The sequence below is a fragment of the Streptomyces sp. NPDC003038 genome (assembly GCF_040611115.1).
Lineage (GTDB): Bacteria > Actinomycetota > Actinomycetes > Streptomycetales > Streptomycetaceae > Streptomyces.
Genome location: NZ_JBEXNN010000011.1, coordinates 30,366 through 52,167 on the forward strand (window position 1 = coordinate 30,366; position 21,802 = coordinate 52,167).

Below are 21,802 nucleotides of genomic sequence, written 5' to 3' on the forward strand. Positions count from 1 at the left end.
CGAGAAGATCACCGTTGGCGGTGGTGCCGGTGGTCTGTGCCCAGCTGAGAGCATCTGCAGGTTGGTGCTGCAGACCATCAGCGCGAGGAGGATGGTCTGGGCGACGCGTCCGTGGGCGAGTCGCTTGCTCGGGTCGGCGATGTTGATGCCGTGGCTCTTGAGCCTCCCGTTTACCCCTTCGATATTCGCTCGTTCGGGCCGGTAGGCGTCCTGCCAGCTGGGGTGGAGGTAGTGCCGGTCCTGACGGAACTTGTCGAGCTTGCCGAGGTCACCAGGACGGACCGTGATCGTCGGCTTCTGGCAGATCCGCGGCAGTTCCTTCCTAGGCAGGGCCCGCAGGCGTTCGGCCGCAGGGATGGGGACGGTCGGTTTGGCCGCGGTGTGTGCGGCGGTGGCCCGCCGGTTGGTGAAGTCCACGATGGCAGGCCGTGGTGCGGGGATCTGGTGGACCTGGTTGAAGCGAGGGCAGGCCACTGCGGGCGAGGGCCCGCTGGCGGGGCACTTGAGTCGGATCGCGCCACGCTCGTCCGCGGATTCTTTGAGGCGGAGGAAGTACGGCTCGCGGGCGGCGATCTGCTCGCGAAGCCGGGTGTTGTCGTCGATGCCGCGTACGTCTTCGTCATCGAGGCCGAGGGTGGCTTGGGCCAGAGCGGTGGGCATGGCGGGGCATGCGAGGGATCCGTCGACCAGCAGGGCGCCGTGATGGGTGCCCTGGACGCCTCGGTGCTCTTGCTTGTAGTCGAGGACGAGCTGGTAGCCGAGGCGGCGGGCGGGTGGGCGAAGTGCTCGGAGACTTGATCGGTGTAGGCACGGTCGGAGGCCCAGGATCCCGGTAGGGAAGCCGAGGGGAACCAGCTTTGTCAGGGCATGGATCGCGTTCGGACCGATCCGCTTGCCGGGAGTGTCCAAGACCAGGCCGAGAACCAGCTGCGGGTGCCAGCTGACGCGCATCCCTGCTTGAGGATGGCCGGTCGGATACCGGCGGCTGGCGGCGACGAGGAGGGTGGCCGAGTGCCCGAAGATCCCTTCATCGGAGCCCCCGCAGAAGTGCCAGCCGGCCGTGAACTCGACGGAGGCAAGACCCCGTCGTCTGCTGGGCGGGCGGTGCCAGGCGGGAACCGGGGTGGTGTCGACGCCGATGTCGCCCTGCCAGCCCTTGAACAGGCCGCGGCGGTGAGCGAGGCGGACCGTGGTCAGGACCAGGCGGTCGCTGATCTCCTGCAACAGGACCCGGCGGCGCAAGAGCTCGCCATCTACGCTCTCCCACGCCGCGACAGCAAGTGCTGCCTCATCGGCGGGCAGTCCTCGACGCCGGTCGACCCGATGCGGGTCGAGGACGGTGGTCAGCCGGTCGAAGGACCGGTAGACGCGCCGGGCGAAGGCGTGCCGTCCGTGATCGTCGAGCGAGGCGGGATCCGGAACCCCCAGCCAGCCCCGGGCGGGCACCCGCAGCTCGTCCAGAAGAACACGGCAGACGTCCGCGAGGCTCGCACTGCGGTGGTAGTGCAGGGACAGCAGCAGTCCCACGAGCACGGTCCGTACCGGCAGTCCGTCCGGACCGGGTCGGCCCGCCAACTCGGTGTCGATCAGCTCCAGCGCACCGGAGCCGCGCAGGAGAGTGTCGAGCTGGCCGACCTTCGAGTCCGGGATCTCGAACGGCGCGTCGGTGACCGGCCGCGGCCGGCACTTCCTGATCTTCTGCGAACTCCGCCAGGCCCGGGGCTTGCTCACCTCTCAGGTCCGCGCAGGAGCCGTGTGGCGGTCGCGTCATCGACGGGAGGGACCAGGTGCTGCCAGCGGGCCAGGGACGCGGCCGAGGCAAGCCTGGCCGCCTGGGCGATCAGATGGTGATCGATGTGCGCGCGCATCAGCTCGACGATCCACGTTGCCCGCGCTCTGCCCGCCGACACAGCCGGCAGGCCCTCCGACGGACGGTGGATCAGGGACCAGGAGCAGATCAGGTTCTTGGCGTACTCAACGGTCCGCCGGGGCCGGAACAAATACCCGCCACCAGCCAGGTCGGCCAGCTCGCCCCCAACCGCTTGGCCGTGCCCACGGTAGGAGTTCTGCAGCTGATCGGAGTCCACGTCCTTGATGTCGGTGTGACGGTGACCTCGCTCCCGGCAAGGTCACAGTGACTGCAGGTGTGGTGATCGGTTTCTCGATTCGTCGGCGGATGACAACACGCCCATAGGCGGCGGCGCGAGAGCGGACATTGTTGGTCAATTCAGGGGTCTACTCCGCGCCGTCGAGCCTCTGCTCGGCGGGGCGGAGTGCTGCGAAGTGCCTGCGATGAGCTGGTACTGGGGGCTGGTCTTCGCGAGGTGGTGGTGGCGGGGCACGTCCGCACGGCGACCTGGGACTTGTCCCAACCCTCGTCCCCTGACCGTCGATCGGCCTGCCATAGGGTCGTGATCCAATGGCGTGATGGCATGGGATGAATGGGACAGCGCGAAAGCGGACGTGACCGCCCAACGGCAAGCCTCGATGCGACTCAACCAACTGCCGGGCGGCCCAGGGGGCGGCGGACAGGCCGACCTCGTCGTGAACCAGGACGACCTCGGCGGTGTCGGCCATGAGGCCTTCATGCTGCACAGCCAGTTGCATAAGGAGGCTGACATCGCCGGCGCCGGCGCCAACAAGGAGGGGGCCGGCTCCACGATGCAGGCAGCAGCAGCCTTGAAGGGCAGCAACTTCGCCCTCGGGGATGAGCTGCAGACGACGGTGTCCGTATGGACCTCGCAGGTCAAGAACGTCCTTCAGGGCTGTGCGCACATATCGAACCACCTGGACTACTCGAAGAAGGCACACGCCGAGGACGACGCCGCGATCGCCGCGTCTCTCCGGAACCGGGACGGCTCGTCCGTGCCCGTTTCCCGCCTCACCGAGTACTTCAAGTAGGGGAGGAGCGCATCATGGACTACACCGAGCTCATGGAAGTCGACCTCGGCAAACTGGGGACGGCGGTTGCCGACTGGAAGCGCGTGGCCGGGGAGATGCGGCGGCTCGGCGGCGAGGCCCGCGACGGTATGAAGGCGAAGTCTGACAAGGCCCGTTGGGAGGGCGTCAACGCGGGCGTGACCCGGGACTTCGTCGGCAAGACGGTGAAGGAGTTCGCGGACCTCCACGCGGAGGCGCAGAGCATCTTCAGTGTCCTCGATGACGCGCACACCGAGCTGAAGAGCATCCAACAGCAGGCCAGGAGCGTGACCGCCGAGGCTAAGGAGAAGGGCTTCAGCGTCGCCGGACGCAAGGACGGAACCGTAGTGATCGCGGATGCCCTCATCTGCGAGGTGGATGGGCCCGGGCAGAGAAAACGCGACATGATGCAGTGGTACGCCGACACACTGACCGGGATCGTGAGCCACGCCACCGAGGTGGACGCAGCTGCGGTACGGGCGCTGCGCGCGAGCCACGGCGGTGATCCGACCAACGCCGGCCACGCGTCGTACACGTCGCTCGACCAGGACATGCTGCCCCGCGCCCTGAAACTCGCCGGTCTGGGAGAAGACGCCAATGACAAGCAGCGCGCGGAGCTGCGGCGGCTGTGGCAGTCCCTGAGTCCCGACGCCCGGGCGCAGCTGTGGACGCAGCACAAGGACGAGCTGTTGGCGGCCGGCCTGTTGACCCCTTCGGTCAAGCGTGTGGCCGCTGACGACGGGGCGGGACCGTACGACGTCGATTCACCCGGCTTCGGGGACTACTGGAATGAGGTCCAGGCCAACGGGATCTCGAACAGCGGTGACTTCATTGGCAAGACGGATGCGGCCTGGCACATGGACCGCTATCTGAACGGGACCGGCAAGACCCTCGACCTCGATGTCGACAGGATGCTGAGCGACGAGGACGACACGGTCCTGCGTGACGTGTCGGCGGCGACGCGCGCCAAGCAGGAGGACGAGTGGCGCCGCCAGGCGCTGGACGCTTTCGCGCAGTCGGGCGGCAAGCCCGTCGCGATCCCCGTGGAGACCACGGGGGAGGGGTACACCCACGACAAGGGCCCGGACGGCACAGCAAACTGGTACCTGGCCGTGGGCAGCGCCATGACGAATACCACGGGTGTCGTGACGGCGGTGCCGGGCCCGGACGGCAAACCGCAGGTCACCATCGACTATCAGGTCAACGTGTGGGACCGGTACAACTGGGACCCCGGGAAGGCCACGCCCATCGGTCCGACCACGGTGACCGACGCCGATATGGCCCGAATGCACACGACGGGACAGGCCAGGGAATTCGACATGAGGGGGAGCAGTTCGGTGCAGCAGCACGACATGAGTTCGGGCGGCGCCTGGCCCGATCCGAAGGAACCGGGACGGGATGGCACACGTACCGACATTGGCCGGAACGGGGACGCCCGATGAGCTTCGAGCCCCGAAGCAGGTGGCGTCCGGCGCTGGTCGGCGGGATGGCCATGCTCGCCGGGCTGGTGGCCGGGTGCTCGGGGACAACGGGGAACGGCACCCCGGCGGCGGACCGCTCATCGGGGCGAGTCTCGCACTGGGTGGACGGGGCCACCGTGGAGTCGGTCGCCAAGACGCTGCATGTGCAGTTGCCCGCCGCGGCAACGGAGGCGAAGGCGGCGCACTTGGAGGGGCTGCAGGACGACGGCCTGATCATGGCGTTCGTCCTCCCCACGGACGAGGTGGACAAGTTCGTCGCACAGCTGAAGCCGGAGCAACCGCTCAGCCTGCGGGAACAGCCACTCGCCCGCAACACGAACCCATCGACGCCGTTCTCGCACCTCGGGTTGCCGGAGCCCGATCTGCTGGCGAGGGTCCGCGAAGGTCAGGTGTGCGCGCCGTGCGAGGACAACCTCAACTGGCTGAAGGTCGCGGTGGCGCAGGTCGACGACCGCACCAGCCGGGTCTATCTCAGCGGCGTCGACTGAGCACCGACCGGTGAACGCCCGTCACGCCAGGCCCTGAACTAACGAACGCGCTGCCGTGCGTCGCAGCCCTGACCTGTGCTCGCCCGCGAGAGGGTGGTTGTGGATCCGGCCGTACGACGATCGTCGCGACTGCGCCGAGGGCTGGGAGCCGCCACGCTGGCCTGGTCGCCGCCGCCGCGTCACTGACCGTGGCCCTGCCCGAGGCGGTCGCCGCGCCGGCCGCCGGCGCTCCCGCCGAGCTGTGCTGCCCGCGGCCCCGCGCGGCCTCCCGGCCAGGGACCAGCTCTTCGTGGCTGGCGACACCGGTCTGCTGCATGCCCGCGAGGGCAGCGACCAGTTGCTGTGGACCCGGTACGACACCGGCGCCACCACTGACACCGGGCTGCGCCTGCCCGCCCGTGTCCCGCAGAGCGGCGTCAGAGCCGTAGTGCTGAAGGTGACGGTGACGGACGCGAAGGACGGCGGGCACCTGACGGTGTGGCCGTCGGGCAGCGAGAGGCCGAACTCGTCCAAACTCAACTGGACGGCCACGGTGGCCAACCTGGTGACGGTGCCGGTGGGCGCCGACGGCAAGGTGGAGATCGCCGACCTCGGTTGGGGCTCCGCCCATGTGATCGTCGACCTGTTCGGCTACCTCGGCTGACCGAGGGAGCCGCGGCACATCGAGAATGGGCCCATGGCGAGCAAGGGGCAGGGCGACCGGGCGACGGCGCAGGCGTGGGCGGCACTGGGCGGGGCGGTGGAGACGGCCGGACGGGTCGGCTATCGCGGGGCCGGTGGGCTTGGTGGAGGGCCTTTGCCCGTACGGGAGTTGGCGCGGGCGACCGTGGGGGTGTGCGCCCTCGCCGCGGCGGAGCTGGGCGCGGTGAGGGCCGGCGGTGGGGTGGACGACGTGGCTCCGCTGGTGGTGGACGAAGGGGCGGTGGCGACCGCCTTCGTCAGCGAGCGGCACCTGCGGGTGGAGGGGCGCGCCCCCGTGAACTTCGCCCCGCTGTCCGGGTTCTGGCGGGCGGCGGACGGGTGGGTGCGCACGCACGCCAACTATCCGCACCACGAGGCCGCCCTGGTGCGGGCGCTGGGGCTCAGAGCGGCGACGCCGGAGGCGCTGCGGGAGGTGGTGGCGGGCCGCAGGGCCGTCGAGGTGCAGGAGCGGGTGTACGGGGAGGGCGGACTGGCCGTCGCAGTGGCGGAGGGGTACGGGCAGCCGCAGCCGCTGGTGGACATCGTGCGGGGGGAGCGCGGGCGGGCGCGGCGGGTGCTCGGACCGGCTCCGGAGGGGCTGCCCGCCGCGGGGGTACGGGTGTTGGACCTGACCCGGGTCATCGCCGGGCCCGTCGCGACGCGGACGCTCGGGCTCCTGGGAGCGGACGTGCTGCGGATCGACCCACCGGGGCTGCCGGAGTCGGACGACGCGTACGCCGACACCGGCTTCGGGAAGCGGTCGACGCTGCTGGACCTGGGGGCCGCGGAGGACCGGGCGGTGTTCGAAGGGCTGCTGGCCGAGGCGGACGTGGTGGTGACGGGATACCGGCCGGGGGCGCTGGAACGGTACGGGCTCAGCGTCCCGGAGTTGTGGGAGAGGCGGCCGGGACTGGTGGTGGCGCAGCTGTGCGCGTGGGGCTGGGACGGGCCGTGGGCCGGGCGGCGGGGGTTCGACTCGCTGGTGCAGGCGGGGTACGGGGTGGCCGCGCGGTATGCCGGCGCGGATGGTGTGCCGGGGGTGCTGTCGGCGCAGGCGCTGGACCACGGGACGGGTTACCTCGTGGCGGCGGGGGTGCTGAGGGCGCTGGCGGGTGGGGGCGGGTGCGGGCTGCGGTTCTCGCTGGCGGGGACGGCGTCGTGGCTGGTGCGGGGGGTTCCGGCGGCGGGGGCGGATTCGGGCGCGGAGGCGGGGGCGGCTGAGGGCGCGTACGCGGCCGAGCCGTGGCTGCGGGAGACGGAGTCGGCGTACGGGGTGCTGCGGCACGCCGCGCCTCCCGTTCCCTTCGGGGAGTGGGGGCGGGGGCCGTCCCGCTGGGGCACGGACCGGGCGGTCTGGCTTGCGCGGTAGCGCCCCGCCTGCCATGGCTTTGCCTCCGCCCCACGGCCAGCGCCGCCCGCGGCGGAGGAGCACCTGGGGCTCCCCCCAGCTACCTCCCCCAGACTCCGTCCGGGGGGACCCCCTCGGAGGTGCCCCCTGACGGGGCTGGACATGCCTGGGGCTCCGCCCCTGGACCCCGCGCCTCGATCGCCGGCGGGGCTGGAAGGCCGCGCCTCAAGGCCGCGCCTCAGACTCCGGGCGGGGTGGGATCGGCTGTGGGCCGGAGGGTGAGGCAGGACCCCGGGGGGTCCCGGCCGGCAAGTCGACGGACGGAGTCCGGCGCAGCGGCGGGAAGCCGGTGAGCGTGCCAGGGCCGAGCCGTCGGAGCGGTGCGTCAGGAAGGGAGCGGCTTGGCCATGCAGCGGCTGGAGTCGTAGAGGCGGTAGTGGCCGAATTTGGGTGCCGGGGTGTAGCCCGCGGAGAGGTACAGGGCTATCGCCTCCGGCTGCTGGTCGCCCGTTTCGAGGACCATGCGGACGCGGCCCGCCGCGCGGGCGCTCGTTTCGAGGTCCGCCAGGATCCGGCGGGCCAGGCCCAGGCCGCGGGCCTCCGGTATCACGTACATGCGCTTCAGTTCGGCGTCGCCGTCCGAGTAGCCCTCCTCGTTCTCGTCCTGGCTGCGCCAGCCGCCGCTGGCGACCGGGGAGCCCGCGGCGTCGTACGCCAGGAGGTAGAGGCCGTTCGGCGGGGTGAACATCGCCGGGTCGAGGGGTGTGACATCGCCCTCGCCGTCGTAGCGCTGCTGGTACTCGAGCTGGACCTGGTCGTTGAGTTTCACCGCGTCCGGGTGGTCGTACGGCAGGGCGCGGAGCTGGATCCCGTGAGACATCCGAACATCGTACGGAACGCTCCCGCTAGGGTGCGGGGATGCTCACTGTGACCTCCGTGAATGTGAATGGGATCCGCGCTGCCGCCAAGAAGGGGTTCGGGGCGTGGCTCGACGGATCTGACGCCGATGTGGTCTGCCTTCAGGAGGTACGGGCCGAGGAGGGGCAGATTCCGGACGAGGTCCGCAGCCCCGAGGGCTGGCACACCGTCTTCGCGCCGGCCGCCGTCAAGGGGCGGGCCGGCGTCGCGCTCTACACGCGCCGGGCGCCCGAGCAGGTGCGGGTGGGCTTCGGCAGTGACGAGTTCGACGCCAGCGGCCGGTACCTCGAAGTGGATCTGCCCGGGGTGACCGTCGCCAGCCTCTACCTGCCGTCGGGTGAGGCCGGGACCGTGAAGCAAGACGAGAAGTACCGGTTCATGGAGGAGTTCCTGACGTACCTGGCGGCGCTGAAGGTGCGCGCCGCCGCGGACGGGCGGGAGGTCGTGGTCTGCGGTGACTGGAACATCTGTCACCAGGAGGCCGACCTCAAGAACTGGAAGACCAACCGCAAGAACGCCGGCTTCCTCCCCGAGGAGCGGGAGTGGCTGGGGAAGGTGTACACGGACGCCGGTTATGTCGACGTGGTGCGGGCGCTGCACCCCGACACCGAGGGGCCGTACTCCTGGTGGTCCTACCGCGGGCGGGCCTTCGACAACGACGCCGGCTGGCGGATCGACCTCCAGGTGGCGACTCCCGGGCTGGCGGCGAAGGCGGTGAAGGCGTTCGTGGAGCGGGCCGAGACGCATCCCGAGCGGTGGTCCGACCACGCGCCCGTGACCGTCGTCTACGAGCTCCGTTCCTGACCGGAGGCCAGCAGGCGGTCCATCGCCATCGTGAGTTCGGCCTCGACCACGCTCTTCGCCAGCGGGCGCAGCCGCGGGAGCGCGTCCGGCGAGATGTGGGTGGATATGAGCTCGGTGAAGAGGGCCGCCATCGCGTCCGCGTGCTCCCGGACGCGGCGGCCCGTCTCCAGGACGGCCGCCAGCGGCACGCCCTCGCGGACCAGGGCCGAGGAGACGTCCAGCAGGCGGCGGCTGACGTGCACGATCTCCTCGCCGTCGGCGGCGAGGTAACCGAGGTCGAGCGAGGCCGCCAGGTTCTCCGGGGTGACCTCGCCCTCGAAGTAGTCGGCCAGTGCCTCGGGTGACAGGCGTACGGGCGTCTCCTCGGACCAGCCGATGCCGAGGAGCTCGCCGAGCTGGCCGACATCGCGGCCGTTCTCGAACGCCGCGGTCAGCTCGGCTATGCCGCCGAGGGTGTGGCCGCGCTCCAGCAGGGCGGCGATGGTGCGCAGCCGGGCCAGGTGGTGGTCGTCGTACCAGGCGATCCGGCCCTCGCGGCGCGGTGGCGGGAGGAGTTTGCGCTCGCGGTAGAAGCGCAGGGTGCGGACGGGGATACCGGCGGCCTCGGCCAGTTCCTCCGTACGGTACTCACGCACGGTCTTCGCTTCCGTCTCTTCCTTCGCCACAGACGCAGCCTATGGCGTACCGGCGGTAACTTTCGCGGCGTGACCCCTACCCATGAGTACGGAGCTGCTCTACTCTCCCGATTGTGCCAGTGATTGCTGGCAGTGTTTGTCTGGGACTGCGGATGATGCGGATGATGCGGAAGGCGGCGGGCATGGCGGGCAGGGGCGAGCACGTACGAGTGGCAGTGATCGGGTCCGGATTCGGCGGACTCGGGGCGGCCGTGCGGCTGCGGCGCGAGGGGATCACGGACTTCGTCGTACTGGAACGGGCGGGCTCGGTCGGCGGGACCTGGCGCGACAACGACTATCCCGGGTGCACGTGCGACGTCCCGTCGCACCTCTATTCGTTCTCCTTCGCGCCCAATCCGGACTGGCCGCGGACCTTCTCCGGGCAGCCGCACATCCGGGCCTACCTGGAGCACGTCGCCGACACCTTCGGCCTGCGCCCCCACATCCGGCTCGGCCACGAGGTCCGCATGATGCGCTGGGACGCGGACGAACTGCTCTGGCGGATCGAGACCTCCGCGGGCGAGCTGAGCGCCGATGTGGTGGTGTCGGCGACCGGGCCGCTGTCCGACCCCAAGATGCCGGAGGTTCCGGGCCTGGCCGGATTCCCCGGCAAGGTCTTCCATTCCGCCCGCTGGAACCACGACTACGACCTGCGCGGCAAGCGCGTCGCCATGATCGGTACGGGCGCCTCCGCCATCCAGATCGTGCCCGCCATCGCACCCGACGTGGAGCGGCTCACGCTCTTCCAGCGAACCGCCCCGTGGGTCCTGCCGCGCACCGACCGGGCCATCAGCGCGGTGGAGCGCTGGCTGCACCGCCAGCTGCCCTTCACCCGGGCCGCCCGGCGCGGGCTGCTGTGGGGGATCCGCGAGCTCCAGGTCAGCGCCTTCACCAAGCACCCGAGCCGGCTGGGCCTGATCGAGTCACTCGCCAAGGCCAACATGGCGCGGTCGATCAAGGACCCCGCGATGCGGGCCAGCCTGACGCCCTCCTACCGCATCGGCTGCAAGCGGATCCTGCTGTCCAGCGAGTACTACCCGGCGCTCGCCCGGCCCGATGTGGACCTGGTGGCCTCAGGGCTGAAGGAGATCCGCGGCTCTGTCCTGGTCGCCGCCGACGGCACGGAGGCGGAGGTCGACGCGATCGTCTTCGGCACCGGCTTCCACGTCACGGATATGCCGATCGCGGACCGGGTGGTGGGCGCCGAGGGCCAGACCCTCGCGGACGAGTGGAAGGACGGGATGCAGGCGCTGCGCGGGGCGACCGCGGCGGGCTTCCCCAACTGGATGACGATCATCGGGCCGAACACCGGGCTCGGGAACAGCTCGATGATCCTGATGATCGAGTCACAGCTCAACTACATGGCCGATTACCTGCGGCAGCTCGCCCTCCTCGATGGAAGCGGCCCGGGTGGGCGGGTCGCCCTCGCGGCCAGGCCTTCGGCCGTGAACGAGTGGAACCGGCAGGTCCAGGCGCGGATGGAGCGCACCGTGTGGAGCACGGGCGGATGCACCAGCTGGTACCTGGACGCGCAGGGCCGCAATACGACGGTGTGGCCCGGCACGACCGGCGAGTTCCGCAAGGAGACCCGGACCGTGGACCTCGCCGAGTACGAGGTCGTACGGAGACGGGAGCGCGAGCCGGTCCCGGCCGCCGACGAGCCGGTGGCGGTCCGAGCGGCGGCTCCGGCCGCGGGCGACAGCGGCGCGGCGGCCACGCCGGGCCGCCGCCAGGCCGGCGCGGCGGCCGAGTCCGGCCAGGCCGAGGCCCCCGCCGTCACCCGCGCCCCTGCCGGTGACGCCGCGTGAGCCGGCTGATGCACGTCACCGCCGGGCCGTACGCGCCCCCGGTCGCGCGGCGGGAGCTGGTGGCGGTCTCCGCCGACGGGGCCCGGCTGCACGTCGAGGTGCACGGGGACGAGGAGGCGCCGGCCGTGGTGCTGGCGCACGGCTGGACCTGTTCCACCGCGTTCTGGGCCGCGCAGATACGGGCCCTGTCGGCCGCCTACCGGGTCATCGCCTACGACCAGCGCGGGCACGGGCGCAGCCCCGCCTCCCGCGCGTGCAGCGCCAACGCCCTCGCGGACGACCTGGTGGCGGTACTGGGCGCCGCCCTCACCCCCGGCGAGCGGGCGGTCGTCGCCGGGCACTCCATGGGCGGGATGACCGTCATGGCGGCCGCGGGCCGGGAGGAGTTCGCCGAACACGTCGCGGCCGCGCTGCTGTGCAGCACCGGCAGCGCCCGGCTGGTCGCGGAGGCGCTGGTGCTGCCCCTGCGCGCCGGGCGCGCGCGGACCCGTATCACCGGCGCGGTCCTCGCTTCCCGCGCCCCGCTCGGGCCGGTCACGCCCGTCGGCAAGAAGGTCCTGCGGTACGCCACCATGGGCCCCGGAGCGGCGCCCGACAAGGTCGAGGCGTGCGCCCGTATCGTGCACGCCTGTCCCACCGGGGTCCGGCACGCGTGGTCCCAGGTGCTGGCCGGGCTGGACCTCGAAGCCGAAGTGGCCCGGCTGACCGTGCCCACCGCCGTCATCGGCGGCAAGGACGACCGGCTCACCCCGGTCGTGCACGCCCGCCGGCTCGCCGCCGCGCTGCCGAACTGCGTCGGGCTGACCGAGCTGACCGGCATGGGCCACATGACGCCGATAGAGGCGCCGGAGGCCGTCACCAACGCCGTCGCCGAGCTGGCCGCCCTGTATCTCGTGCCCGCAGTCCCCACCGAGAAGGACCAGAAGGAGAAGACGCCGTGAGCGCTCGCAGGAGTCTGGAAGGACAGGTCGCCGTCGTCACCGGCGCCGCCCGCGGGGTCGGCGAGCTGCTCGCCCGCAAGCTCTCCGCCCGGGGCGCGAAGATCGCGCTCGTGGGCCTGGAGCCGGAGGCCCTCAAGGAGGTCTCCGAGCGGCTGCACACCGACAGCGGCCACTGGCACGCCGACGTCACCGACCACGCGGCGATGGCCCGGGTCGCGCAGGAGGTCAAGCAGCGTTTCGGCAAGGTGGACATCGTCGTCGCCAACGCGGGCGTGGCCGCGGGCGGGCCGTTCGTCGACTCCGACCCCGAGGCCTGGCGCCGGGTGATCGAGGTCAACCTCATCGGCGGCGCCGTGACCGCCCGGGCCTTCCTGCCCGTCCTGATGGAGAGCCGCGGCTACTTCCTCCAGATCGCCTCGCTGGCCGCGATCACCCCCGCGCCGATGATGACGGCGTACTGCGCCTCCAAGTCCGGCGTCGAAGCCTTCGCCCACTGCCTGCACGCCGAAGTCGGCTACAAGGGCGTCAAGGTCGGCGTCGGCTACCTCTCCTGGACCGACACCGACATGGTGCGCGGCGCCGACCGGGACGACGTCATGCGGGAGCTGCGGCAGCGGCTGCCGTGGCCGTCGAACCGCACCTATCCGCTGGGGCCCGCCGTCGACCGGATCGTCGCGGGCATCGAGCGGCGCTCGCCGCACGTGTACGCGCAGTGGTGGCTGCGCGGCATGCAGGGCGTCCGCGGCTACCTGCCGGGGGTCATCGGGGTGGTCGGGCAGCGGGAGATGAAGCGCTTCGAGCCGCGACTGGGCGGTGTCTCCAAGGGACTTGTGGGGGCCGGCGGGGCCGCCGACGAGCAAGAGCGGGTCCGAGGAGCCTAGTCGGAATGCGAGGAATGTCCGACCGTGTCAGGCTGGTCCAGGCCAATCCCCCACACCCTTCAGGAGGGAACAGCATGGGTCTCAAGGACCAGTTCCACGACAAGGCGAAGCGGCTCGCAGAGCAGGCCATGGCAGGGGCGCAGGGCGCCCAGGACGAGGCCGCGGAACGCTCGCGGGACGCGCAGGCGCAGCCTCATGCCGAGAAGGCCCGCGAGACCTTCGACGACCAGCTCGACAAGTAGCGCGCGGCAGCCGAGGGGCGCGACCCGTGGAACCGTACGGGTCGCGCCCCTTCCCGCGTGGCTAGTGCTGTGACCGGAAAGGTTTGCCGGTAGGCCCGCGGCGTCCGGTGCACTGCACTCGCTTCGCTCGCTCCGCCTCGGCTCTTTGACTGATCCTTCGGATGCCGAGCTGCATCGCAAGGCGGAGGGCCGCAGCTCGTACTCGGCCGTACTCGCGCGGTCCGACAGCTCGGCCTCCAAGGTCCTCGAAGAGGAGCCGAGACGCAGTGAGCGCAGCGAACGCAGTGCAGCGAGGTGCCGTGCCGGGCGTCGCGGGCCGGTGCACCTTTCCGGTCACAGCGCTACGCCCTCGGCGGCAGCTTCGGACGGCTGCGGTCCGGCACGTCGGTGTATCCGGGAGGCTGTAGCGCCGGGTCCTGTTCCAGCAGCTCCAGCGCCAGGTGCACGGCGTCGGCCAGCTGGACGTGGCGGCCCTCCGCCCAGTCGAGCGGAGTGCGCAGCATCGCGAGGTCCGGCTCCACGCCGTGGTTCTCCACCGACCAGCCGTACTCCGGGAACCACGCGGCGTTCATCGGCACGGTGATCACCGTGCCGTCGCCGAGGGTGTGCCGGCCGGTCATGCCGACCACGCCGCCCCAGGTGCGCTGGCCGACCACCGGCCCCAGCCCCAGCAGCTTGAACGCCGCCGTGATCATGTCGCCGTCCGAGGACGTCGCCTCGTCGGCCAGCGCCACGATCGGACCGCGGGGCGCGTTGGACGCGTACGAGACGGGCTCGGCGCCCCGCGTCAGGTCCCAGCCGAGGATCGACCGGGTCAGCTTCTCCACCACCAGCTCGCTGATGTGCCCGCCCGCGTTGCCGCGTACGTCCACGATCAGCGCGGGCCGGGACATCTCCATCCGCAGGTCGCGGTTGAACTGCGCCCAGCCGGAGCCGCCCATGTCGGGGATGTGGAGGTAGCCGCACCGGCCGCCGCTGATCTCCCGGACCACCGCCCGCCGCTTGGACACCCAGTCCTGGTAGCGCAGCGGCCGCTCGTCGATCAGCGGCATGATCGCGACCCGGCGGGAACGGCCCTGCCCTTCCGCGGGCTTGAAGGTGAGCTCCACCGTCGTGCCGCCCGCCGCCGCGAGCAGCGGGTAGGGCCCGGCGACCGGGTCCACCGGCCGCCCGTCCACATGGGTGAGGACCGCACCCTCCCGGATGCCGGTGCCCGCCAGCGGGGAGCGGGCCTTGGAGTCGGAGGACTCGCCGGGCAGGATCCGGCGGACCACCCATGTTCCGTCCCTGGCCACGAGGTTGGCGCCGAGCAGTCCGATCGCCCGCTGGTAGTGCGGGGGGCCTTCATTGCGGCGTGCGGGGGAGACGTAGGCGTGGGAGGTGCCGAGCTCGCCGAGGACCTCGCGCAGCAGGTCGGCGAACTCGTCGGGCGAGGCGACCCGTTCGACGAGCGGACGGTACTGGCGCAGTACCGCGTCCCAGTCGATCCCGCTCATCTTCGGGTCCCAGAAGTAGGCGCGGATGAGCCGTCCGGCCTCCTCGAAGGCCTGGCGCCACTCGGCCCCGGGGTCCACCTCGTGCAGGATGCGCCGCAGGTCCAGGTAGACGGTCGAGTCGCTGTCGCCCGACTCGGTCGCCGGGACCGCCCGCAGATCGCCGTCGTCGTGGACCACGAGCCGGGTGCCGTCGCCGCTGACCGCGAACCAGTCCAGTCCCGAGGCCAGTTCGGTCTTGCGGGCCTTGGCCATGTCGAAGTGCTCCAGCGTCGGCTTCCCGCTGGTGTCGGCCGGGTTGGCGAAGGTCTCGCCGAGCGCACCGGAGATCGGCCAGCGCAGCCATACCAGCCCGCCGCCGTGCACGGGGTGCAGCGCCGAGTACTTCGACGCCGCCACGGGGAACGGCGTGACGCGGCTCTCCAGCCCCTCGACCTCCACGGTCACCGCGCCGTCGCCGGAATCCGAATCCCCCTCCACCGGGTCGAGCCCGCCCGCCGCGGGCCGCCCGTCGGGCGAGAACGCGAACGGCGAGGGGGTCGCGGAGGAGAGCGGGACCAGGTACGGGCGACAGCCCAGCGGGAAGGACAGGTCGCCGGTGTGCACGTCGTAGACCGGGTCGAAACCGCGCCACGACAGGAAGGCCAGGTAGCGCCCGTCCCGGGTGAAGACCGGATTCTCGTCCTCGAAGCGGCCGTTGGTCACGTCCACGACGAGGGGCGCCCCCGGACCGGAGATCCGGGCCATCCTGATCTGCCGCAGCGAGCGTCCGATGCCCGGGTGCGACCAGGTCAGCCAGCATCCGTCGGGCGAGAAGGCGAGGTCGGTGACGGGACCGTTGATGGAGCGGACCAGCTCGGTGACCTCGCCCCCGCCGGGCTGCGAGGCCTGTGCGTCGGAGGCCTCCGGGCCCTCCGCCCCGGCCTCGTCGTCCGGCACGGTGATCAGCAGCAGCCGCCCGTCGTTGGAGGCGACGGCCAGCCGGTTCCCGTCAGGGTCGGACAGCAGCTCCAGTACGCGCCCCAGCCGGCCCGAGGCCAGCCGGCGCGGTTGCCGTTCCCCGGAGGCGCGCGGCAGGTACGCGATCTCGATCGCGTCCTCGCCCTCCGCGTCGGTGACGTAGGCGACCTGTCCGCCGCTGCCGAGCATCTCGGGCAGCCGTACGCGCACGCCCGGAGTGTCGGCGATGGCCCGGGCGGGCCCGTCGCGGTGGGTCAGCCAGTACAGGCTCCCGCGCACCACGACCGCGCTGGCGCGCCCGGTGGTGTCGACGGAGAGGGAGTCGACGTGGCTGGCGGCCGGCACCTGGTAGACGCGGCGGCCCGCGCGCTGTCCGCCCAGCCGGACCTGGAGCTTGCGCGGGACGGCCTCGGGATCGAGCGACTCGACGAGCCAGAGGTCCCCGGCGCACTGGTAGACGATCCGGGAGCCGTCGCTGGAGGCGTGCCGGGCGTAGAACTCCTCGTGGTCGGTGTGGCGGCGCAGACCGGTGCCGTCCGGCAGGCAGGAGTACAGATTGCCGATGCCCTCGTGGTCCGAGAGGAAGGCGATCCTGCCGCTTACGAACATCGGGGCGTCGAGGTGGCCCTCGATGTCCTCCAGCAGCCGCTTTCCGTGCAGCCACAGCCGGCCGGTGGCGCCGCCGCGGTAGCGCTTCCAGGCGGCGGGCTCGTGCGGGGGCTTGCCGGTGAGCAGCAGGGTGCGCCGCTCGCCGCCTTCGACCTCCTGGACCTGGATGTCGGAGACCGGTCCCCACGGCAGGCGCCCGCCGGGGCTGCCGTCGGTGGGCAGGCTGTAGGCCCAGGCGAAGTGGGAGAAGGGCTGGCCGTGGGAGGAGACGGCCAGGATGTCGCTGTGGCCGTGCTCGTCGGGCGGGGTCCAGCCGCAGACCCGGGTGTCGGTGGATCCCCAGTGGCTGAGCCGGCGGGCCGGACCGCCGTCCACGGGGGCGAGGTGGATCTCGGGGTCGAGGCTGCGCCAGGTGGTGAAGGCGATGTGCCGGCCGTCGGGGGAGAAGCGCGGGTGCCCCACGCGGGTCCGGTCGACGGTGATCCGCCAGGCGCGGCCGGGTGTTCGGCGGTCGGGGACCAGCGGGGCGACCCAGAGGTCGTCCTCGGTGGCGAAGCACAGCAGGTCGTCGTGGAGGTGCGGGAAGCGGAGGTACGCGACGTCGTGACTCACCCCCCAATGCTTTCCGTGGAGACGGGGCATGGCAACTCGTACAGGTGATCCATGCCACTCCCTAAACGAAACGGAACGGTTTCGTTTCGATTGGGGCGGGGGTATCGTCGTGAACGTACGCAACCGTTTCGTTCGGATGGGAGACGCGGAAATGCCCGAAGCGATGTCGGCGATGTCGGCTCGGCGCAGCCGGATCACCCCCGAGCGCGAAGCCGAACTGCACGGGGCGGTCCTCGACCTCCTGCGCGAGGTCGGCTACGAGGCGCTGACCATGGACGCGGTCGCCGCCCGTACGAAGTCCAGCAAGGCCACCCTCTACCGCCAGTGGGGGAGCAAGCCGGAGCTGGTCGCCAAGGCCCTGCGATGTACGCAGCCCGTCTCGCTGCGGGAGATCGACACGGGCAGCCTGCGCGGGGACCTCGCGCGCATGGTCGAGCACTCCGACGACGCCCAGATGGCCAAGGACAGCGCGCTGATCAGGGGCCTGGCCCACGCGGTCCACGAGAGTCCGGAGCTCCACAAGGCGCTACGGGACCTGCTGGTCGACCCGGAGATCACCGGACTGCAGGTGATGCTGCAGCGAGCGGTGGACCGGGGCGAGATCGCCCCCGGCTGCCCGGCCGTGCCCTTCGTACCGCACATGCTCATCGGAGCGTTCATCGCGCTGCCGCTGATCGAGGACCGCCCGGTGGACCGGGCCTTCCTCGGTGACTTCATCGACGCCGTGGTCTTCCCCGCCCTCGGCGTCTGATCCGCCGGCTCACCTTCCCCATCCACCGCTGTGCTGCTCCTGACACGCCGCTCTCGTCGTCGGGCCGGCTCTCCATGCCCTGATCCATCCCGGATCCATCCCACGACCTGAACGGGAGAACCACGACGTGGCCACCTTCCTCTACCGACTCGGCAGGGGCGCCTTCCGCCGCCGCCGGCTCGTCGCCCTCGTCTGGGTGGCGCTGCTGTTCCTCGCCGGCTTCGGCGCGGCCTCGGCGTCCGCGCCCACCTCCGGCTCCTTCTCGATACCCGGCACGGAGGCCCAGAAGGCCTTCGACCTGCTGGACCAGCGCTTCCCGGGGATGGCCGCCGACGGCGCCACCGCCCGTATCGTCATCAAGGCCCCGGCGGGCGCCAAGGTCACCGACCCCGGCACCAAGACCGAGGTCGAGAAGATGATCTCCGGTCTGAAGGACGGCCCCGGCGCCGACCAGATCGCCTCCGTCGACGACCCGTACCAGATGCGGGCCGTGAGCGAGGACGGCTCCACCGCCTACATCAGCGTCAAGTACGACGTCAGCGGCATGGAGCTGAAGGACGCCACCCGCGAGACGCTCAAGGACTCCGGCACGGCGGCCCAGAAGCAGGGACTCACCGTCGAGATCGGCGGCGACGCCCTGATGACGGCGCCCCAGACCGGCTCCGGCGAGATCATCGGCATCCTGGTCGCCGCGATCGTCCTCGTGATCACCTTCGGCTCGCTGATCGCGGCCGGGCTGCCGCTGCTGACCGCGCTGATCGGCGTCGGCATCGGCGTCTCCTCCATCACCGCGCTCGCCAACGTGCTGGACCTCGGTTCCACCACCTCCACCCTCGCGATGATGATCGGCCTCGCGGTCGGCATCGACTACGCGCTCTTCATCGTCTCCCGCTACCGCGCGGAGCTCGCCGAGGGCCGCGAGCGGGAGGAGGCCGCGGGCCGGGCCGCCGGAACCGCCGGCTCCGCCGTCGTCTTCGCCGGTCTGACCGTGGTCATCGCCCTGGTGGGCCTGGCCGTCGTCAACATCCCGATGCTGACCAAGATGGGTGTCGCGGCCGCCGGAACGGTCGTCATCGCGGTGCTCGTCGCCCTGACGCTGGTCCCGGCCATCCTCGGCTTCGCGGGCAAGAAGGTCCTGCCGGCCGGTGCGAAGAGCAAGCTCTTCGGCAAGGGGAAGGCCAAGGGCGCGGCCGCCGACGCCGGGTCCGCCGACGCCGGGTCCGCCGACGGCGCGGACGAGGCGGCCAAGCCCAACGGCGGCACCCGCTGGGCCCGCTTCGTGCTGCGCCGCCCGGTGATGGTGCTGCTGGTCGGTGTGATCGGACTCGGCGCCATCGCGATCCCGGCGGGCAAGCTGGAGATGGGCCTGCCGGACGACGGGGCCCAGCCGGTCTCCACGACCCAGCGCAAGGCGTACGACCTGCTGTCCGAGGGCTTCGGCCCGGGCTTCAACGGCCCCCTGATGGTGGTCGTCGACGGCGACAAGGCCCTCGCCGACCGCACGGTCGACCAGATCAAGGGACTCGAGGGCTGGGCGGCGGTCATGCCGCCGCACCTCAACGAGGCCGGCGACGCCGGGATCATCACGGTCGTCCCGAAGGACCGCCCGTCCTCCGCCCAGACCGAGGACCTGGTCCACAAGATCCGCGAGGTCAGCGGGGAGGACGTCCTCGTCACCGGCGCCACCGCGATGAACATCGACTTCTCGCAGAAGATGAACGACGCGCTGCTGCCCTACCTGGCGCTCGTGGTCGGCCTCGCCTTCCTGCTGCTGATGCTGGTGTTCCGCTCGATCCTGGTCCCGCTCAAGGCCGCGCTCGGCTTCCTGCTGTCCGTCGTCGCCGCTCTCGGCGCGGTCGTCGCCGTGTTCCAGTGGGGCTGGCTCGCCTCGCTCTTCGGAGTGGAGCAGACCGGCCCGATCATGTCGATGATGCCGATCTTCATGGTGGGTGTCGTCTTCGGCCTGGCCATGGACTACGAGGTCTTCCTCGTCACCCGCATGCGGGAGGCGTACGTCCACGGCGAGCGTCCGGGCCAGGCCGTCGTGACCGGCTTCCAGTACAGCGCGCGGGTGGTCGTCGCCGCCGCCGTCATCATGATCGCCGTGTTCGCCGGCTTCATCGGAGCCAGCGAGCAGATGGTCAAGATGATCGGCTTCGGCCTGGCCGTCGCCGTCTTCTTCGACGCCTTCGTGGTCCGGATGGCCATCGTCCCGGCGGTGCTCGCGCTGCTCGGACACAAGGCCTGGTGGCTGCCGCGCTGGCTGGACCGGCTGCTGCCGAACGTGGACGTGGAGGGCGAGAGCCTGCGCCGGCACCTCAAGGACGCGGCGGCCTCCCCGGAGGGTCCGGACAAGGACCGCGAGCTGGTCGGCGCCTGACCGGTCGCCTGACCGGTCGCCTGACCGGTCGACGCCTGATCTGACCCGCCCCGTACGCGTGCCCCGTACGGATGCTCCGTACGATGCCGGACCGGCCCCGCACCGCCTGATGACCAGGGGGCGCGGGGCCGGATCCGTTCCGCCCGCTTACGCCTACCGGGTGGCGGACGCGTTCGTACGGCGCAGGAAGCGGCGCAGCGCCGAGATGTCGAACTGGACGACGGCGACGCCCTCGGGGGAGTGGAACTCGACGATGGCCTGCACGCGGCCGCAGGGCCAGACGCGTACGTCCCCGGTTCCGGTCGGGGCCGCGAGGCCCGCCTCCAGGAGGGCCCGGGGGAGGACCCACTCGTTGTCGGTGCCCTCGGGGGACAGGTCGGCGGGGAAGACGATCCGTACGGCCAGCGGCTCGGCGGGGGCGAAGCGCAGGGCGACCGGGATGGTCCGGTAGAGCGGGTCGTCGGTGATCACGCGGGCGGTGACGCGCTCCTCGACGGCGGCGACTGTCGCGGTGGCAGGGGGATTCTCGGCGGTCGCTGACATCGACACGACTCCTCGAAATCGGAACATATGCGTCCGTTTGTCCGTCCAGCCTCGCACATTCCGACGAAACCGCGCGGGTCTATTTGGTACGTGAACGCTCTTGCCAACGGTTTGCAACTGGGCACTATTCTTGAGCGGCTGAACACTTTGTGAGGAAGCGGAGCCACTCCATGCATGTGCCCGACGGATTCATCGACACACCCGTCTCGCTGGCCGCCGGAGTGGTGGCCGCCGCCGCGGTGGCCGTCAGCCTGCGCGGAGCCCGCCGGGAACTCGCCGGCCCGTCCCAGATCGGGGGCTCGGGGACGGAGCGCACCGCCCCGCTGGCCGGACTCGTGGCCGCCTTCATCTTCGCCGTCCAGATGCTCAACTTCCCCGTCGCCGCCGGGACCAGCGGTCACCTCCTGGGCGGGGCGCTCGCCGCGATACTCGTCGGCCCCTACACCGGCGTGCTGTGCGTGTCCGTGGTGCTGCTGATGCAGGGCATCCTGTTCGCCGACGGCGGGCTGACCGCCCTCGGCGTGAACATCAGCGTCATGGGCGTCGTCACCGTGGTCGTCGCCTACGCGATCTTCCGCGGGCTGCTCAAGGTGCTGCCGCCCACCCGCCGCTCCGTCACCGCCGCGGCCTTCACCGGAGCCCTGCTCTCGGTGCCGGGCGCGGCCGCCGCCTTCACCGCCGTCTACGCCGTCGGGGGGACCACCGACGTGCCCCTCGGCAAGGTGTTCACCGCCATGGTCGGCGTGCACACGCTCATCGGCATCGGCGAAGCCGCCATCACCGCCGCCACCGTGGGCGCCGTGATCGCCGTACGGCCCGACCTGGTGCACGGGGCGCGCGGGCTGACCACACCGCTGAAGCTCCGCATCGACGGCGCGCTCGTCGAAGTCCCGGCCGCCTCCGCCGCGGCGCCCGCGGCCGCCGCCGGCTCCACCCGGAAGGTCTGGGCGACCGGACTGGTCACCGCCCTCGTCCTGGCCGGTTTCGTCTCCTTCTACGCCTCCGCCAGCCCCGACGGCCTGGAGAAGGTCGCCGCCGACAAGGGCATCGACCAGAAGGTCGAGGAGCACGCCGCCGCCGGCTCCCCGCTCGCCGACTACAGCGTCAAGGACGTCGACGACGCCCGCCTGTCCGGCGGTCTCGCCGGGGTCATCGGCGTCGGCGCGACCGTCGCCGTGGGCACCGGGATCTTCTGGACGGTACGCCGCCGCCGCGCCGAGGACCGCGACCCCGCCTCGACGCCGTCCGCAGCCTCCCCGGCGGGCTGAC

The 21,802-nt window shown here is 71.6% G+C and carries 19 protein-coding genes; 15 read left to right on the plus strand and 4 right to left on the minus strand.

Annotated elements, in window-relative coordinates; all coding sequences use genetic code 11:
• The first annotated feature begins 111 nt into the window (after positions 1-111).
• The 7 genes from ABZX75_RS16210 (at position 112) to ABZX75_RS16240 (ending at position 6,938) form a co-directional block, all read left to right on the plus strand.
• The gene (locus ABZX75_RS16210) at positions 112-798 is read left to right on the plus strand and encodes a hypothetical protein (protein WP_355410831.1); all 687 of its coding nucleotides are present in this window, start codon (positions 112-114) and stop codon (positions 796-798) included.
• Between the two features lie 213 nt (positions 799-1,011).
• A complete protein-coding gene (locus ABZX75_RS16215; protein ID WP_355410832.1) occupies positions 1,012-1,851 on the plus strand; it encodes a hypothetical protein in 840 nt (279 codons plus the stop codon).
• Between the two features lie 576 nt (positions 1,852-2,427).
• Positions 2,428-2,901 carry a hypothetical protein gene (locus tag ABZX75_RS16220; RefSeq protein WP_355410833.1) on the plus strand — a complete coding sequence of 158 codons (474 nt, stop codon included), beginning with the start codon at positions 2,428-2,430 and terminating at the stop codon, positions 2,899-2,901.
• A 14-nt stretch (positions 2,902-2,915) separates the two neighbouring features.
• The gene (locus tag ABZX75_RS16225; protein WP_355410834.1) at positions 2,916-4,361 is read left to right on the plus strand and encodes a hypothetical protein; all 1,446 of its coding nucleotides are present in this window, start codon (positions 2,916-2,918) and stop codon (positions 4,359-4,361) included.
• Positions 4,358-4,888 (plus strand): hypothetical protein, encoded by a 531-nt coding sequence (locus ABZX75_RS16230; RefSeq protein ID WP_355410835.1) that lies wholly within the window; start codon positions 4,358-4,360, stop codon positions 4,886-4,888. The genes ABZX75_RS16225 and ABZX75_RS16230 overlap by 4 nt, the downstream gene beginning before the upstream one ends.
• A gap of 289 nt (positions 4,889-5,177) precedes the next feature.
• Complete coding sequence (locus tag ABZX75_RS16235) at positions 5,178-5,531, plus strand: hypothetical protein (RefSeq protein ID WP_355410836.1); 354 nt, start codon at positions 5,178-5,180, stop codon at positions 5,529-5,531.
• A gap of 33 nt (positions 5,532-5,564) precedes the next feature.
• Positions 5,565-6,938, plus strand: coding sequence for a CoA transferase (locus ABZX75_RS16240; protein ID WP_355410837.1), 1,374 nt, complete (start codon positions 5,565-5,567; stop codon positions 6,936-6,938).
• Positions 6,939-7,302: 364 nt separating this feature from the next.
• On the opposite strand, the gene ABZX75_RS16245 is transcribed toward ABZX75_RS16240, so the two are convergent.
• Positions 7,303-7,797 carry a GNAT family N-acetyltransferase gene (locus ABZX75_RS16245; RefSeq protein WP_355410838.1) on the minus strand — a complete coding sequence of 165 codons (495 nt, stop codon included), beginning with the start codon at positions 7,795-7,797 and terminating at the stop codon, positions 7,303-7,305.
• A 38-nt stretch (positions 7,798-7,835) separates the two neighbouring features.
• On the opposite strand from ABZX75_RS16245, the gene ABZX75_RS16250 reads away from it, so the two are divergent.
• On the plus strand, positions 7,836-8,639 hold the full coding sequence (locus tag ABZX75_RS16250) for an exodeoxyribonuclease III (RefSeq protein WP_355410839.1): 804 nt from the start codon (positions 7,836-7,838) through the stop codon (positions 8,637-8,639).
• Here the strand turns inward: ABZX75_RS16250 and ABZX75_RS16255 are convergent.
• Positions 8,621-9,304 (minus strand): MerR family transcriptional regulator, encoded by a 684-nt coding sequence (locus ABZX75_RS16255; RefSeq protein WP_355410840.1) that lies wholly within the window; start codon positions 9,302-9,304, stop codon positions 8,621-8,623. The two genes, ABZX75_RS16250 and ABZX75_RS16255, sit on opposite strands and share 19 nt — an antisense overlap.
• 152 nt (positions 9,305-9,456) lie before the next feature.
• Between ABZX75_RS16255 and ABZX75_RS16260 the strand changes: the two genes are divergently transcribed.
• From ABZX75_RS16260 to ABZX75_RS16275, 4 genes are all read left to right on the plus strand, one after another.
• Positions 9,457-11,121: an NAD(P)/FAD-dependent oxidoreductase gene (locus ABZX75_RS16260; RefSeq protein ID WP_355411027.1), complete on the plus strand. Its 1,665-nt coding sequence runs from the start codon at positions 9,457-9,459 to the stop codon at positions 11,119-11,121.
• Positions 11,118-12,062 carry an alpha/beta hydrolase gene (locus ABZX75_RS16265; protein ID WP_355410841.1) on the plus strand — a complete coding sequence of 315 codons (945 nt, stop codon included), beginning with the start codon at positions 11,118-11,120 and terminating at the stop codon, positions 12,060-12,062. Before ABZX75_RS16260 ends, ABZX75_RS16265 begins: the two co-directional genes overlap by 4 nt.
• Positions 12,059-12,943 (plus strand): SDR family oxidoreductase, encoded by an 885-nt coding sequence (locus ABZX75_RS16270; protein ID WP_355410842.1) that lies wholly within the window; start codon positions 12,059-12,061, stop codon positions 12,941-12,943. Before ABZX75_RS16265 ends, ABZX75_RS16270 begins: the two co-directional genes overlap by 4 nt.
• A gap of 74 nt (positions 12,944-13,017) precedes the next feature.
• Positions 13,018-13,185, plus strand: coding sequence for a hypothetical protein (locus tag ABZX75_RS16275; protein WP_355410843.1), 168 nt, complete (start codon positions 13,018-13,020; stop codon positions 13,183-13,185).
• Positions 13,186-13,526: 341 nt separating this feature from the next.
• Here the strand turns inward: ABZX75_RS16275 and ABZX75_RS16280 are convergent, their stop codons facing one another.
• Complete coding sequence (locus tag ABZX75_RS16280; RefSeq protein WP_355410844.1) at positions 13,527-16,859, minus strand: S41 family peptidase; 3,333 nt, start codon at positions 16,857-16,859, stop codon at positions 13,527-13,529.
• Positions 16,860-17,010: 151 nt separating this feature from the next.
• On the opposite strand from ABZX75_RS16280, the gene ABZX75_RS16285 reads away from it, so the two are divergent.
• Both ABZX75_RS16285 and ABZX75_RS16290 read left to right on the plus strand, forming a co-directional pair.
• Positions 17,011-17,610, plus strand: coding sequence for a TetR/AcrR family transcriptional regulator (locus tag ABZX75_RS16285; RefSeq protein WP_355410845.1), 600 nt, complete (start codon positions 17,011-17,013; stop codon positions 17,608-17,610).
• Positions 17,611-17,737: 127 nt separating this feature from the next.
• On the plus strand, positions 17,738-19,990 hold the full coding sequence (locus ABZX75_RS16290) for an MMPL family transporter (RefSeq protein WP_355410846.1): 2,253 nt from the start codon (positions 17,738-17,740) through the stop codon (positions 19,988-19,990).
• 153 nt (positions 19,991-20,143) lie between these two features.
• On the opposite strand, the gene ABZX75_RS16295 is transcribed toward ABZX75_RS16290, so the two are convergent.
• Entirely contained in the window at positions 20,144-20,533 is a 390-nt protein-coding gene (locus ABZX75_RS16295; protein ID WP_355410847.1) for an SsgA family sporulation/cell division regulator, read from the minus strand.
• A 170-nt stretch (positions 20,534-20,703) separates the two neighbouring features.
• On the opposite strand from ABZX75_RS16295, the gene ABZX75_RS16300 reads away from it, so the two are divergent.
• The gene (locus ABZX75_RS16300; protein ID WP_355410848.1) at positions 20,704-21,801 is read left to right on the plus strand and encodes an energy-coupling factor ABC transporter permease; all 1,098 of its coding nucleotides are present in this window, start codon (positions 20,704-20,706) and stop codon (positions 21,799-21,801) included.
• Position 21,802 lies beyond the last annotated feature (1 nt).

What these genes read in the sequence shown, in the direction of transcription:
- ABZX75_RS16250 (WP_355410839.1), top strand. Translation starts at nt 7,836, where the DNA reads ATGCTCACTGTGACCTCCGTGAATGTGAATGGGATCCGCGCTGCCGCC.
- ABZX75_RS16285 (WP_355410845.1), top strand. Translation starts at nt 17,011, where the DNA reads ATGCCCGAAGCGATGTCGGCGATGTCGGCTCGGCGCAGCCGGATCACC.
- ABZX75_RS16240 (WP_355410837.1), top strand. Translation starts at nt 5,565, where the DNA reads ATGGCGAGCAAGGGGCAGGGCGACCGGGCGACGGCGCAGGCGTGGGCG.
- ABZX75_RS16245 (WP_355410838.1), bottom strand. Translation starts at nt 7,797, where the DNA reads ATGTCTCACGGGATCCAGCTCCGCGCCCTGCCGTACGACCACCCGGAC.
- ABZX75_RS16300 (WP_355410848.1), top strand. Translation starts at nt 20,704, where the DNA reads ATGCATGTGCCCGACGGATTCATCGACACACCCGTCTCGCTGGCCGCC.
- ABZX75_RS16275 (WP_355410843.1), top strand. Translation starts at nt 13,018, where the DNA reads ATGGGTCTCAAGGACCAGTTCCACGACAAGGCGAAGCGGCTCGCAGAG.
- ABZX75_RS16260 (WP_355411027.1), top strand. Translation starts at nt 9,457, where the DNA reads ATGGCGGGCAGGGGCGAGCACGTACGAGTGGCAGTGATCGGGTCCGGA.
- ABZX75_RS16225 (WP_355410834.1), top strand. Translation starts at nt 2,916, where the DNA reads ATGGACTACACCGAGCTCATGGAAGTCGACCTCGGCAAACTGGGGACG.
- ABZX75_RS16220 (WP_355410833.1), top strand. Translation starts at nt 2,428, where the DNA reads ATGGCATGGGATGAATGGGACAGCGCGAAAGCGGACGTGACCGCCCAA.
- ABZX75_RS16295 (WP_355410847.1), bottom strand. Translation starts at nt 20,533, where the DNA reads ATGTCAGCGACCGCCGAGAATCCCCCTGCCACCGCGACAGTCGCCGCC.
- ABZX75_RS16230 (WP_355410835.1), top strand. Translation starts at nt 4,358, where the DNA reads ATGAGCTTCGAGCCCCGAAGCAGGTGGCGTCCGGCGCTGGTCGGCGGG.